Origin of the sequence: Myceligenerans indicum (assembly GCF_016742955.1) — a bacterium.
GTDB classification, from domain to species: Bacteria; Actinomycetota; Actinomycetes; order Actinomycetales; family Cellulomonadaceae; genus Myceligenerans; species Myceligenerans indicum.
On sequence record NZ_JABBYC010000003.1, the window covers coordinates 43504 to 57049 of the forward strand.

The 13546-nt window shown below is 67.0% G+C and carries 13 protein-coding genes; all 13 read right to left on the reverse strand.

What is annotated here, in order from left to right; genetic code table 11:
- Positions 1 to 2 precede the first annotated feature (2 nt).
- The gene (rpsC, locus tag HGK34_RS03565) at positions 3 to 830 is read right to left on the reverse strand and encodes a 30S ribosomal protein S3 (protein WP_201845203.1); all 828 of its coding nucleotides are present in this window, start codon (positions 828 to 830) and stop codon (positions 3 to 5) included.
- Positions 831 to 832: 2 nt separating this feature from the next.
- Complete coding sequence (rplV, locus tag HGK34_RS03570; protein ID WP_201845204.1) at positions 833 to 1189, reverse strand: 50S ribosomal protein L22; 357 nt, start codon at positions 1187 to 1189, stop codon at positions 833 to 835.
- 70 nt (positions 1190 to 1259) lie between these two features.
- On the reverse strand, positions 1260 to 1541 hold the full coding sequence (gene rpsS, locus HGK34_RS03575) for a 30S ribosomal protein S19 (protein ID WP_201845205.1): 282 nt from the start codon (positions 1539 to 1541) through the stop codon (positions 1260 to 1262).
- Positions 1542 to 1555: 14 nt separating this feature from the next.
- Complete coding sequence (rplB, locus tag HGK34_RS03580) at positions 1556 to 2392, reverse strand: 50S ribosomal protein L2 (RefSeq protein WP_201845206.1); 837 nt, start codon at positions 2390 to 2392, stop codon at positions 1556 to 1558.
- A 32-nt stretch (positions 2393 to 2424) separates the two neighbouring features.
- Positions 2425 to 2727: a 50S ribosomal protein L23 gene (gene rplW, locus HGK34_RS03585; RefSeq protein ID WP_201845207.1), complete on the reverse strand. Its 303-nt coding sequence runs from the start codon at positions 2725 to 2727 to the stop codon at positions 2425 to 2427.
- Positions 2724 to 3425 (reverse strand): 50S ribosomal protein L4, encoded by a 702-nt coding sequence (gene rplD, locus HGK34_RS03590; RefSeq protein ID WP_201845208.1) that lies wholly within the window; start codon positions 3423 to 3425, stop codon positions 2724 to 2726. The genes rplW and rplD overlap by 4 nt, the downstream gene beginning before the upstream one ends.
- A 7-nt stretch (positions 3426 to 3432) precedes the next feature.
- Positions 3433 to 4086: a 50S ribosomal protein L3 gene (gene rplC, locus HGK34_RS03595; RefSeq protein WP_201845209.1), complete on the reverse strand. Its 654-nt coding sequence runs from the start codon at positions 4084 to 4086 to the stop codon at positions 3433 to 3435.
- A 17-nt stretch (positions 4087 to 4103) separates the two neighbouring features.
- Complete coding sequence (gene rpsJ, locus HGK34_RS03600; protein ID WP_043498203.1) at positions 4104 to 4412, reverse strand: 30S ribosomal protein S10; 309 nt, start codon at positions 4410 to 4412, stop codon at positions 4104 to 4106.
- 466 nt (positions 4413 to 4878) lie between these two features.
- Positions 4879 to 6075: an elongation factor Tu gene (tuf, locus tag HGK34_RS03605; RefSeq protein WP_201845210.1), complete on the reverse strand. Its 1197-nt coding sequence runs from the start codon at positions 6073 to 6075 to the stop codon at positions 4879 to 4881.
- Between the two features lie 119 nt (positions 6076 to 6194).
- Positions 6195 to 8297 carry an elongation factor G gene (fusA, locus tag HGK34_RS03610; protein ID WP_201845211.1) on the reverse strand — a complete coding sequence of 701 codons (2103 nt, stop codon included), beginning with the start codon at positions 8295 to 8297 and terminating at the stop codon, positions 6195 to 6197.
- 85 nt (positions 8298 to 8382) lie between these two features.
- Positions 8383 to 8853 (reverse strand): 30S ribosomal protein S7, encoded by a 471-nt coding sequence (rpsG, locus tag HGK34_RS03615; RefSeq protein WP_201845212.1) that lies wholly within the window; start codon positions 8851 to 8853, stop codon positions 8383 to 8385.
- Positions 8853 to 9227, reverse strand: coding sequence for a 30S ribosomal protein S12 (rpsL, locus tag HGK34_RS03620; protein ID WP_123815741.1), 375 nt, complete (start codon positions 9225 to 9227; stop codon positions 8853 to 8855). The genes rpsG and rpsL overlap by 1 nt, the downstream gene beginning before the upstream one ends.
- 416 nt (positions 9228 to 9643) lie before the next feature.
- Positions 9644 to 13525 carry a DNA-directed RNA polymerase subunit beta' gene (locus HGK34_RS03625; RefSeq protein ID WP_201845213.1) on the reverse strand — a complete coding sequence of 1294 codons (3882 nt, stop codon included), beginning with the start codon at positions 13523 to 13525 and terminating at the stop codon, positions 9644 to 9646.
- Positions 13526 to 13546 lie beyond the last annotated feature (21 nt).

Consider the following 13546-nt stretch of genomic DNA (forward strand, 5'->3'; position numbering starts at 1 on the left):
GGTCAGGCCTCCGTTCCGGACTCTGCGGCCGGCGCCGCCGGAGCCTCCGCCGCAGCAGCGGCAGGAGCGGCCTCGGACTTGCGCTCGGTCGAACGCTCGTTGCGGCGGCCACCGCGGCGGTCGCCACGCTCGCCACCCCGGCCACGACCCTGACGGGGCGCGGCAGCGGCCTGCTGCGCGGCGAACTCCTTCTCGGTGGTGTCGCCCTTGTAGATCCACACCTTCACGCCGATGCGGCCGAAGGTCGTACGCGCCTCGAAGAAGCCGTAGTCGATGTACGCGCGAAGCGTGTGCAGCGGCACGCGCCCCTCGCGGTAGAACTCCGAACGGCTCATCTCCGCGCCACCCAGGCGGCCGGAGACCTGCACGCGGATGCCCTTCGCGCCGGCGCGCTGCGCGGACTGGATGCCCTTGCGCATGGCCCGACGGAACGAGACGCGGCTCGCGAGCTGCTCGGCGATACCCTGCGCGACCAGCTGGGCCTCGATCTCGGCGTTCTTGACCTCGAGGATGTTGAGCTGAACCTGCTTGCCCGTGAGCTTCTCGAGCTCGCCCCGGATGCGGTCGGCCTCGGCGCCGCGGCGCCCGATGACGATGCCCGGGCGCGCCGTGTGGATGTCCACGCGGACGCGGTCGCGGGTGCGCTCGATCTCGACCTTCGCGATACCGGCCCGCTCGAGGCCGGTGCTCATCAGCTTGCGGATCGCGACGTCCTCACGGACGTAGTCGCGGTACCGCTGACCGGGCTTCGTGCTGTCGGCGAACCACCGCGACTTGTGGTCGGTGGTGATGCCCAGGCGGTACCCGTGCGGGTGTACCTTCTGACCCACTGTCAGGCCCCTTCCTTGTCGGCGAGCACCACGGTGATGTGGCTCGTGCGCTTGAGGATCCGGTTCGCACGACCCTGCGCCCGCGGCCGGAACCGCTTGAGCGTCGGGCCCTCGTCCACGAACGCCTCCTTGATGACCAGCTCGTCCTCGACGAACCGGACACTGTCCCGGTCGGCCTTCACACGCGCATTCGCGATGGCGCTCTCGACGACCTTCCGGATCGGCTCGGCAGGCGACTGCGGCGCGAACTTCAGCACCGCAACGGCCTCCTGGGCCTGCTTGCCACGGATGAGGTCGATGACGCGCCGGGCCTTCTGGGGCGTGACACGGACGAACCGCGCCTGCGCCTTGGCTTCCATTGCTGTCCTGCTTCCTTTTCTCAGACAGTCGGGGTTGTCGCTTCGCTGCACGAGGGGCAATGCCCTCCGCTCAGCGGCGACGACCCTTCTTGTCGTCCTTCACGTGGCCGCGGAAGGTCCGCGTGGGGGCGAACTCGCCGAGCTTGTGGCCGACCATCGCCTCGGTGATGAACACCGGGACGTGCTTGCGACCGTCGTGCACGGCAAATGTGTGGCCCAGGAAGTCGGGCGTGATGACCGACCGACGGGACCAGGTCTTGATGACGTTCTTGGTCCCCTTATCGTTCTGGGCGTCCACCTTCTTCTGCAGGTGGTCGTCGACGAAGGGGCCCTTCTTCAGGCTACGAGGCATCAGTCAGGCTCCTATCAGCGCTTCTTGCCGGTGCGGCGACGGCGGACGATCAGCTTGTCGCTCGCCTTCTTCGGGCGGCGGGTACGGCCCTCGGGCTGACCCCACGGGCTCACCGGGTGACGGCCACCGGAGGTCTTGCCCTCACCACCACCGTGCGGGTGGTCGATCGGGTTCATGACCACACCGCGGACGGTCGGGCGCTTGCCCTTCCAACGGTTGCGGCCGGCCTTGCCCCAGTTGATGTTCGACTGCTCGGCGTTGCCGACCTCGCCGACCGTGGCACGGCAGCGCAGGTCGACGTTCCGGATCTCGCCGGACGGCATGCGCAGCTGCGCGTACGGGCCGTCCTTCGCGACGAGCTGCACGGAGGCGCCGGCCGAGCGGGCGATCTTCGCACCGCCACCGGGCCGCAGCTCGACGGCGTGGATGACCGTACCGGTCGGGATGTTGCGCATCGGCAGGTTGTTGCCCGGCTTGATGTCCGCGCCGGCCCCGGCCTCGACGACATCGCCCTGGCTCAGTCGGTTCGGGGCAACGATGTAGCGCTTCTCGCCGTCCGCGTAGTGCAGCAGCGCGATACGAGCGGTGCGGTTCGGGTCGTACTCGATGTGAGCGACCTTGGCCGGCACGCCGTCCTTGTCGTGGCGACGGAAGTCGATGACGCGGTACGCGCGCTTGTGACCGCCGCCCTTGTGACGCGTCGTGATGCGGCCGGAGTTGTTGCGACCACCCGTCTTGGACAGCGGGCGGAGCAGCGACTTCTCCGGCTGCGAGCGCGTGATCTCGACGAAGTCGGCGACGCTTGCGCCGCGGCGCCCCGGCGTCGTCGGCTTGTACTTACGGATTCCCATGGAAGCCTGTCCTCAATCTGCTCTCGTCCGGCTCAGCCGACCGGCCCGCCGAAGATGTCGATCGACCCCTCACGGAGGGTGACGATCGCACGCTTGGTGTCCTTGCGCTTGCCAAGGCCGTAACGCGTGCGCCGCGTCTTGCCCTTGCGGTTGATCGTGTTCACCGAGGCGACCTTGACATCGAAGACCTTCTCGATGGCGATCTTGATCTCGGTCTTGTTGGCGTTCGGGTCCACGATGAAGGTGTACTTGCCCTCGTCGAGGAGGTTGTAGCTCTTCTCGGAGACGACCGGCGCGATCAGGATGTCGCGCGGGTCCTTCTGCACGGTGGTCACTTGGAGCCCTCCTCGGCAGCCTCGGACTCGGTGGCGACGGCCTTCGCGCCCTTGCCCGTGGCAGGGCCGGCCAGGAAGGCCGACAGCGCGGACTCGGTGAAGACGACGTCGTCGGAGATGAGCACGTCGTAGGTGTTCAGCTGGTCTGCGACCAGGACGTGCACCTCAGGCGCGTTGCGCAGTGACTTGCGCGACACCTCGTCCGAGCGGTCCAGCACGACGAGCACGTGCTCGCGGGGAGTCAGGGACTTGAGGGAGGCGAGCGCCTTCTTCGTGGACGGCGTGCCGTCGACACCGAAACCGGCCACGACGTGGACGCGGCCCGCACGGGCACGGTCCGACAGGGCACCGCGGAGCGCGGCGGCCTTCATCTTCTTCGGGGTGCGCTGGTCGTACGAGCGCGGCTGCGGGCCGTGGACGGTGCCACCACCGGCGAACTGCGGGGCGCGCGTCGAACCCTGGCGGGCGCGGCCGGTGCCCTTCTGCTTGTACGGCTTCCTGCCACCACCGCGGACCTCGCCGCGGGTCTTGGTGGAGTGCGTGCCCTGACGGGCCGCCGCGCGCTGGGCGACGACGACCTGGTGGATCAGCGGGACGTTCACGGCGACGTCGAAGACGTCGGCGGGAAGCTCCGCCGTGCCCGACTTCTCGCCCTTCGCGTCGAGGATGTCCACCGACAGTGCGGTCTGAGCAGACATGGTGGCGTCACGCTCCCTTCGCGGCGGTACGGACGAGGACGACGCCGCCCTTGTTACCGGGAACCGCGCCCTTGACGAGCAGCAGCCCCTTCTCGACGTCGACCGCGTGAACGGTCAGGTTCTGGACGGTCTTGCGGGCGTTGCCCATCCGACCGGCCATGCGCAGGCCCTTGAACACGCGCGACGGCGTCGAAGCGCCACCGATCGAACCGGGCTTGCGGTGGTTGCGGTGCGAGCCGTGCGAGGCGCCGACACCGGAGAACCCGTGGCGCTTCATGACACCCGCGGTGCCCTTGCCCTTGGTCGTGCCGGTCACGTCGACCACGACGCCGGCCTCGAAGGCCTCGGCGGTGATCTCCTGACCCAGCGCGAACTCGGCAGAGTTCTCGGTGCGCACCTCGGCCACGTGACGGCGCGGCGTCACGCCGGCCTTGTCGAAGTGGCCCTTCATCGGCTTGGTGACCTTGCGAGGGTCGATCTGCCCGTACGCGAGCTGGACGGCGGCGTAGCCGTCCGCCTCCTCGGTACGGATCTGGGTCACGACGTTCGTGCCCACCGACACGACCGTCACCGGCACGAGGCGACCGGCCTCGTCCCAGGTCTGGGTCATGCCGAGCTTCGTCCCGAGCACCGCGGTCACGTTCTTCTGCTGGTTGGTCATGATGATGTCCTCCAGCCTCAGAGCTTGATCTCGATGTTCACGTCCGCAGGCAGGTCGAGACGCATGAGCGAATCGACGGCCTTGGGCGTCGGGTCGACGATGTCGATGAGCCGCTTGTGCGTACGCATCTCGAAGTGCTCGCGGCTGTCCTTGTACTTGTGAGGCGACCGGATGACGGTGAAGACATTCTTCTCCGTCGGCAGCGGCACCGGGCCCACGACCGTCGCACCAGCGCGAGTGACCGTGTCGACGATCTTGCGCGCCGAGCTGTCGATCACCTCGTGGTCGTAGGACTTGAGCCGGATGCGGATCTTCTGTCCCGCCATGGCGTCGTCTGACTCTCTCTCTCGAACCGCTACTGTCCGACCCCCGCGCTCGGGCGTGTCGCGCTGTGCGACGCAACCGTGCACACGCACCTACCCGGTGCGGGGCCGTTGGGAAGTGATCTCCTGCGAGATATCTCGCTCGGACCACGACGTTTGCCGAGCCTGCTCAGAACAGCGCCATCGGTGAAAACCGACGGCGTGTGCTCCGCGGGGTGCATTCCTGGCGTCGAAACTCAGACGCAAAACCCCGCAGCCTCTCCTGGGGAGAGGACCGCCCAGCCAACTTCGTGGCTGCGGCTTCGCACACTGTTCGACACAAGAAAGAGCGCGCCCGTAACAGGCAACTGCTCAAGTCTGCCACACAGATCCGCGGAATTCCAAGCGGAGCCGGTGTGATATGGCACGCCCACGACGAAGGGCCCGGACGCCGAGGCGTCCGGGCCCTTCGCTGGCAGTCAGACCAAGATCACTTGAGGATCTTGGTGACGCGGCCGGAACCGACCGTGCGGCCACCCTCGCGGATGGCGAAGCCGAGGCCCTCTTCCATGGCGATCGGCTGAATCAGCTCGACCGTCATCTCGGTGTTGTCGCCCGGCATGACCATCTCGGTGCCCTCGGGCAGCGTGATGACGCCGGTGACGTCCGTGGTGCGGAAGTAGAACTGCGGGCGGTAGTTCGAGAAGAACGGGTTGTGACGGCCACCCTCGTCCTTGCCCAGGATGTAGACCTGAGCCTCGAAGTTGGTGTGCGGCGTGATCGAACCCGGCTTCACGACGACCTGGCCACGCTCGACGTCCTCGCGCTTGGTACCGCGCAGCAGCAGACCGGTGTTGTCGCCGGCCTGCGCCTGGTCCATCTGCTTGTGGAACGTCTCGATACCGGTGACCGTGGTCTTCTGCGGCTCGCGGATACCCACGATCTCGACCTCGGAGTTGATGTCGAGCGTGCCGCGCTCCACCTTGCCGGTGACGACGGTGCCACGACCCGTGATCGTGAAGACGTCCTCGATCGGCATCAGGAACGGCTTGTCCAGGTCGCGCTGCGGCTCGGGGACGTTCTCGTCGACCGCGTCCATCAGCTCGACGATCTTCTCGGTCCACTCGGGGTCACCCTCGAGGGCCTTGAGGCCGGAGACCCGGATCACCGGGACGTCGTCGCCGGGGAACTCCTGCGACGACAGCAGCTCGCGGACCTCCATCTCGACGAGCTCGAGGAGCTCCTCGTCCTCGACCATGTCGGCCTTGTTCAGCGCCACGAGCAGGTAGGGCACGCCAACCTGGCGGGCGAGCAGCACGTGCTCGCGCGTCTGGGCCATCGGACCGTCGGTCGCGGCGACCACCAGGATCGCGCCGTCCATCTGGGCGGCACCGGTGATCATGTTCTTGATGTAGTCGGCGTGACCGGGCGCGTCAACGTGCGCGTAGTGGCGCTTCGGCGTCTCGTACTCGATGTGCGCGATGTTGATCGTGATACCGCGCTGCTTCTCCTCCGGCGCGGCGTCGATCTCGTCGAAGTTGCGCTGCGTGTTCGCCGGAAGGTCCGGGTACTTGTCCGCGAGGGTCTTCGAGATCGCGGCGGTCAGCGTCGTCTTGCCGTGGTCGACGTGACCGATCGTGCCGATGTTGACGTGCGGCTTGGTCCGCTCGAACTTGGCCTTAGCCACTTGGGTCCTCCTGGGACTTGGGTAGATGTTCCGAACGTTGCGGGTGTCGGCCAACGAGCCTACAACCGCGGGGCGTCGGGCTTCCTACAGGTTGGTAGTACGGTTCGACCTGTGGGGACTTACTCGCCCCGGGTCTTCTTGATGATCTCGTCGGCAACCGCCTTGGGAACCTCGGCATAGCTGTCGAACTGCATCGAGTACACGGCACGCCCCTGGGTCTTGGACCGAAGGTCGCCGATGTACCCGAACATCTCGCTCAACGGTACGTTGGCACGAACGACCTTGACACCGGTGGCGTCCTCCATGGACTGGATCATCCCACGACGCGAGTTCAGGTCGCCGATGACGTCGCCCATGTACTCCTCGGGGGTACGGACCTCGACGGCCATGACGGGCTCGAGCAGCACCGGGTCGGCCCGCCGCACACCCTCCTTGAACACCATCGAGCCGGCGATCTTGAACGCCATCTCCGAGGAGTCGACGTCGTGGTACGCGCCGTCGAGCAGCGTCGCCTTGATGCCGACCACCGGGAACCCGGCCAGGACACCCTGTTCCATGGCCGACTGGATACCGGCGTCCACCGACGGGATGTACTCGCGCGGGATCCGCCCACCGGTGACCTCGTTGGAGAACTCGTAGAGCTCGCCCTCCGTGGTCTCCAGCGGCTCGAAGGTCACCTGGACCTTTGCGAACTGGCCCGAGCCACCCGTCTGCTTCTTGTGCGTGTAGTCGATCTTCTCCGCCTTGCGACGGATCGTCTCGCGGTACGCCACCTGAGGCTTGCCGACATTGGCCTCGACCTTGAACTCGCGACGCATACGGTCCACGAGGATGTCGAGGTGGAGCTCGCCCATACCGCCCACGACGGTTTGGCCGGTCTCCTCGTCCAGCGAGATGCGATACGTCGGGTCCTCGTCGAGGAGCTTCTGGATCGCCGTGGACATCTTCTCCTGGTCGGCCTTCGTCTTCGGCTCGATCGCCACGTCGATGACGGGCTCCGGGAAGGACATCGACTCCAGGATGACCTGGTTGCTCGGGTCACTCAGGGTGTCACCGGTGGTGACGTCCTTGAGGCCGATGAACGCGTAGATGTGGCCCGCCTGGGCCTCCTCGACGGGGTTCTCCTTGTTGGAGTGCATCTGGAACATCTTCCCGATGCGCTCCTTCTTGCCCTTGGTGGTGTTGTACACCTGGGCACCCTGGGAGACCTTGCCGGAGTAAACGCGCACGTACGTGAGCTTCCCGAAGAACGGGTGGGTCGCAACCTTGAACGCCAGACCCGAGAACGGCTCCGTGGCGTCGGCGTGACGCTCGACGATCTTCTCCGCGTCCTTGACGTCGTGACCCTGGATCGAGGGCACGTCGAGCGGGGACGGCAGGTAGTCGATCACGGCGTCGAGCATGGGCTGGACGCCCTTGTTCTTGTACGCCGAACCGCACAGGACCGGGAACGCCTCGGACGAGATGACCAGCTTGCGGATGCCCGCCTTGATCTCGTCCTTGGTCAGCGCCTCGCCACCGAGGTACTTCTCCATGAGTTCGTCGTCCGCCTCGGCGACGGCCTCGACGAGCTCCTCGCGGTACTGCTCGGCCCGCTCCTGGAGATCGGCCGGGATGTCCTCGACCTCGTACTCCTCGCCCATCTTCGTGTCGCCGCGCCAGGTGAGCGCCTTCATCTCGATGAGGTCGACGACGCCCTCGAAGTCGTTCTCCGCGCCGATCGGCAGCTGGATCACGAGCGGCTTCGCCTTGAGGCGCTCCACGATCGTCTTCACGGTGAAGTAGAAGTCCGCACCGAGCTTGTCCATCTTGTTGACGAAGCAGATGCGCGGCACGTCGTACTTGTCGGCCTGGCGCCACACCGTCTCGGACTGCGGCTCCACGCCCTCCTTGCCGTCGAACACCGCGACGGCGCCGTCGAGCACGCGAAGCGAGCGCTCCACCTCGACCGTGAAGTCGACGTGGCCGGGCGTGTCGATGATGTTGATCTGGTTGTCGTTCCAGTAGCACGTCGTCGCGGCGGACGTGATCGTGATGCCGCGCTCCTGCTCCTGGGCCATCCAGTCCATCGTCGAGGCGCCGTCGTGCGTCTCACCGATCTTGTAGTTCACACCCGTGTAGAACAGGATGCGCTCTGTCGTAGTCGTCTTGCCGGCATCGATGTGGGCCATGATGCCGATGTTGCGGACCTTCTTCAGGTCGGTCAGCACGTCGAGTGCCACGGTCTCTTACCCCTCTGTGGGTCGGGTCCGCCGAGGCGGATCCACCGAAGGCCCCGGTGGTGACCGGGGCCGTTCGGAGCAACAATTACCAGCGGTAGTGCGCGAACGCCCTGTTGGACTCAGCCATCTTGTGCATGTCCTCGCGACGCTTGACCGCCGCACCGAGACCGTTCGACGCGTCGAGGATCTCGTTCATCAGACGCTCGGTCATCGTCTTCTCGCGGCGAGCCCGCGAGAAGTCGGTGAGCCAGCGCAGCGCGAGGGTCGTGGAGCGCGAGGGGCGCACCTCGACAGGCACCTGGTAGGTGGCGCCACCGACGCGGCGGGAGCGGACCTCGAGCGCAGGACGGACGTTGTCGAGCGCGCGCTTGAGCACGACGACAGGGTCCTGGTCGGTCTTGTCACGGACGCCCTCGAGGGCGCCGTAGACGATCGCCTCGGCGGTGGACTTCTTGCCGTCCAGCAGCACCTTGTTGATCAGCTGCGTGACAACCGGGGACCCGTACACCGGGTCGACGATGAGCGGCCGCTTCGGGGCCGGTCCCTTGCGGGGCATCAGCTCTTCTCCTTCTTGGCGCCGTAGCGGGAGCGCGCCTGCTGGCGGCCCTTCACGCCCTGCGTGTCGAGGGCACCACGGATGATCTTGTAACGAACACCCGGGAGGTCCTTCACACGGCCACCGCGGACGAGCACGATCGAGTGCTCCTGCAGGTTGTGGCCGACACCGGGAATGTACGCGGTGACCTCGATGCCGGTGGAGAGCTTCACGCGCGCGACCTTGCGGAGGGCGGAGTTCGGCTTCTTGGGGGTGGTGGTGTACACGCGGGTGCACACGCCGCGCCGCTGGGGGGAACCCTTGAGCGCCGGGGTCTTCGACTTCCCGGCCTTGGAGCTCCGGCCCTTGCGGACGAGCTGCTGGATCGTAGGCACTACGTCTCCGTCGTCTCTCGAGCTGGTGGTGCCGGCGGGTGCCGCCGACGCCCTTCGTTGGTCTGTGGCTGGTGCGTGCCGATCGCACGCGGCACCCGCGGCCCTCACGGGTCCGCAACGCCACCTACCACCGGCTCGATGGCCCGGTCGATCTCACCGGCAGCACGCGTGCTGCGGGAGACGTCTCCGGGATGCCTGCGCACTCACGTCTGCCGCTCCGGCGAGGTCGCGGCAAGGCGACCCGCAGAATGATGCGGCCAGACGGCGCTGGCACGTTGAACAAGGCTACCCGCGGCCTCGCGGGCGGTCAAAACGAATTGACTGTGAGATCCATGACCTCGGACGGCCGACGGCGGCCGTGGGTACGTTCCGTACGGAACGTCCCCCCGACCGCCGTCGAACGGTGCAATGACGGGTCAGCGGAAGTCGCCGAAGTCCAGGTCCTCCAGCGGGATCGCCTCGCCCGAACCCATACCGAGGGTCGGGAAGTCGATGTCGTCGTACCCGAAGCTCGGGTACAGTTCCGCCTTCGCCTGCTCGGTCGGCTCGACCTCCACGTTCCGGTAACGGGACAGGCCCGTGCCGGAGGGGATGAGCTTACCGATGATGACGTTCTCCTTGAGGCCGAGCAGCGGGTCGCGCCGGCCGCTCATCGACGCCTCGGTGAGCACGCGGGTGGTCTCCTGGAAGGAGGCCGCCGAGAGCCACGAGTCGGTGGCGAGCGAGGCCTTGGTGATACCCATCAGTTCCGGGCGGCCGGCGGCCGGCTGGCCACCCTCCGCCACGGCCTTGCGGTTCGCGTCCTCGAACCGCATGCGCTCGGCGAGCTCACCCGGCAGAAGCTCGGAGTCACCAGAGTCCAGCACGGTCACGCGGCGCAGCATCTGCCGCACGATGACCTCGATGTGCTTGTCGTGGATGTCCACACCCTGCGAGCGGTAGGTCTCCTGGACCTGCTCCACCAGGTGGCTCTGCGTGGCACGCGGACCGAGGATGCGCAGCACCTTCTTCGGGTCGACGGCACCCTTGACGAACTGGGTACCGACCGCCACGTGGTCGCCGTCGTGCACGAGCAGCGTCGCGCGCTTGGTGACCGGGTACTTGATCTCCTCGGCGCCGTCGTCCGGCTTGAGGACGATGTGCCTCGTCCGCTCCGTGTCCTCGATCTCGACCGTACCGGTGAACTCCGCGATGGGCGCCTCACCCTTGGGGGTACGTGCCTCGAAGAGCTCGGTGACACGCGGCAGACCCTGGGTGATGTCCTCCGCGGCAGCCACACCACCGGTGTGGAACGTACGCATCGTCAGCTGGGTGCCGGGCTCACCGATGGACTGCGCGGCGATGATGCCGACGGCCTCGCCGATGTCCACGAGCTTGCCCGTGGCCAGGGAGCGGCCGTAGCACTTGGCGCAGGCACCGACACGCGACTCGCAGGTCAGCACCGAGCGGACCTTGACGTCCGCGACGCCCGCCGCGACGACGGCCGCGATGGCCACGTCGCCGCAGTCCTCGCCGGCACCCGCCACGACGTTCCCGTCGGAGTCGAGCACATCGGTCGCGAACGTGCGGCCGTAGACGCTCGTCTCCACCAGCGGGTGCGGAATCAGCGAACCGTCGTCGAGCTTCTCGGCGACCGGGTGGGTCAGGCCGCGCTGGGTGCCGCAGTCCTCCTCGCGGATGATGACGTCCTGCGAGACGTCCACCAGACGACGGGTCAGGTAGCCCGAGTCCGCCGTACGGAGGGCCGTGTCGGCCAGACCCTTGCGGGCACCGTGCGTCGCGATGAAGTACTCGAGGACCGACAGACCCTCACGGTAGTTGGACTTGATCGGGCGAGGGATGATCTCGCCCTTCGGGTTCGCCACGAGACCACGCATACCCGCGATCTGACGCACCTGCATCCAGTTACCACGCGCACCGGACCCGACCATGCGCAGCACGGTGTTGCGCGAGTCCGACTCGAGGTTCTCCCGCATGACCTGCGCAACCTTGTCGGTCGCCTGGGTCCACAGCTCGATGAGCTCCTGACGGCGCTCGTCATCGGTGATCAGACCGCGTTCGAACTGCTGCTGCACCTTCAGGGCGCGAGCCTCGTGCTCGTCGAGGATGGCGACCTTCTCCTCGGGCGCGGCCACGTCGCTGATCGCGATCGTGACGCCCGAGCGCGTGGCCCAGTAGTAGCCGGCGTCCTTCAGCGCGTCCAGCGCCGCGGCGACCTCGACCTTCGGGTAGCGCTCCGCCAGGTCGTTGACGATCGCCGAGAGGCGCTTCTTGTCGGCCACGCCGTTCTCGTACGGGTAGTCGACCGGCAGCGTCTCGTTGAACAGGTAGCGCCCGAGCGTCGTCTCGAAGAGGATCGGCTGACCCTCTTCCCAGCCCTCCGGGGTCTCGAAGCCCTTCGGCGGCACCAGGTCGTCGATACGCAGCTTGATGACGGCGTTGATGTCCAGCTCGTGGTGGTCGAAGGCCATGAGGGCCTCGGCCACCGACGCGAACGCCCGGCCCTCGCCGACGGCGCCCGGACGGTCGCTCGTCAGGTGGTGCAGACCGATGATCATGTCCTGGGAGGGCATGGTCACCGGACGGCCGTCCGACGGCTTGAGGATGTTGTTGCTGGACAGCATGAGGATGCGGGCCTCGGCCTGCGCCTCGGCGCTCAGCGGCAGGTGCACCGCCATCTGGTCGCCGTCGAAGTCCGCGTTGAACGCGGCACACACGAGCGGGTGCAGGTGGATGGCCTTGCCCTCGACGAGCTGCGGCTCGAACGCCTGGATACCCAGACGGTGCAGCGTCGGCGCACGGTTCAGCAGCACCGGGTGCTCGGTGATGACCTCTTCGAGCACGTCCCACACGACGGGGCGGGTGCGCTCGACCATGCGCTTGGCCGACTTGATGTTCTGCGCGTGGTTCAGCTCGACCAGGCGCTTCATCACGAACGGCTTGAACAGTTCGAGGGCCATCTGCTTGGGCAGACCACACTGGTGCAGCTTGAGCTGCGGGCCGACCACGATGACCGAACGGCCCGAGTAGTCGACGCGCTTGCCGAGCAGGTTCTGGCGGAACCGGCCCTGCTTACCCTTGAGCATGTCGGAGATCGACTTCAGCGGACGGTTGCCCGGACCCGTGACGGGCCGGCCACGACGGCCGTTGTCGAACAGCGAGTCCACGGCCTCCTGGAGCATCCGCTTCTCGTTGTTGACGATGATCTCCGGCGCGCCCAGGTCCAGGAGCCGCTTGAGGCGGTTGTTCCGGTTGATCACGCGGCGGTAGAGGTCGTTCAGGTCCGACGTCGCGAAGCGGCCACCGTCGAGCTGCACCATCGGGCGCAGGTCCGGCGGGATCACCGGGACGGCGTCGAGCACCATGGCCGTGGGCGAGTTCGTCGTGGTGAGGAACGCGTTGACGACCTTCAGACGCTTGAGCGCACGCGTCTTGCGCTGGCCCTTGCCGGTGCGGATGGTCTCCTTCAGCGCCTCGGACTCGGCCTCCAGGTCGAAGGTCTCCAGGCGCTTCTGGATCGCGGACGCGCCCATGGCACCCTCGAAGTACGTGCCGTAGCGGTCCTGGAGGGCGCGGTAGAGCAGCTCGTCGCCCTCGAGGTCGGCGACCTTGAGGTTCTTGAAGCGGTCCCAGACCTGCTCCAGGCGGTCCAGCTCCTGGTCCGCCCGCTTGCGCAGCTGGGCCATCTCACGCTCGGCGGAGTCGCGGACCTTGCGGCGCGCGTCGGCCTTGGCGCCCTCGGCCTCCAGCTCGGCGAGATCCTGCTCGAGCTTGGTGGCCCGGGCATTGATCTCGTTGTCCCTGCGGTCGGTGATCTCCTTCTTCTCGAGGTCGATCTCGTTCTGCAGGTTGGGCAGGTCCTCCTGGCGCGCCTCGTCGTCGACCGACGTGATCATGTAGGCGGCGAAGTAGATGACCTTCTCCAGGTCCTTCGGCGCCAGGTCCAGCAGGTAGCCGAGACGCGAGGGGACGCCCTTGAAGAACCAGATGTGCGTGACCGGAGCGGCCAGCTCGATGTGCGCCATGCGCTCACGGCGCACCTTGGAGCGCGTGACCTCCACGCCGCAGCGCTCACAGATGATGCCCTTGAAGCGCACGCGCTTGTACTTGCCGCAGTAGCACTCCCAGTCCCGGGTGGGACCGAAGATCTTCTCGCAGAAGAGTCCGTCCTTCTCCGGCTTCAGGGTGCGGTAGTTGATGGTCTCGGGCTTCTTGACCTCGCCGTGCGACCAGGCGCGGATGTTGTCGGCCGTGGCGAGGCCGATGCGCAGCTCGTCGAAGATGTTGACGTCGAGCAAGGTGTCCTACTTCCTGAAGAG

What these genes read in the sequence shown, in the direction of transcription:
- rplD (WP_201845208.1), bottom strand. Translation starts at nt 3,425, where the DNA reads ATGTCTGCTCAGACCGCACTGTCGGTGGACATCCTCGACGCGAAGGGC.
- rplC (WP_201845209.1), bottom strand. Translation starts at nt 4,086, where the DNA reads ATGACCAACCAGCAGAAGAACGTGACCGCGGTGCTCGGGACGAAGCTC.
- rpsJ (WP_043498203.1), bottom strand. Translation starts at nt 4,412, where the DNA reads ATGGCGGGACAGAAGATCCGCATCCGGCTCAAGTCCTACGACCACGAG.
- rpsS (WP_201845205.1), bottom strand. Translation starts at nt 1,541, where the DNA reads ATGCCTCGTAGCCTGAAGAAGGGCCCCTTCGTCGACGACCACCTGCAG.
- rplB (WP_201845206.1), bottom strand. Translation starts at nt 2,392, where the DNA reads ATGGGAATCCGTAAGTACAAGCCGACGACGCCGGGGCGCCGCGGCGCA.
- rplV (WP_201845204.1), bottom strand. Translation starts at nt 1,189, where the DNA reads ATGGAAGCCAAGGCGCAGGCGCGGTTCGTCCGTGTCACGCCCCAGAAG.
- rpsG (WP_201845212.1), bottom strand. Translation starts at nt 8,853, where the DNA reads ATGCCCCGCAAGGGACCGGCCCCGAAGCGGCCGCTCATCGTCGACCCG.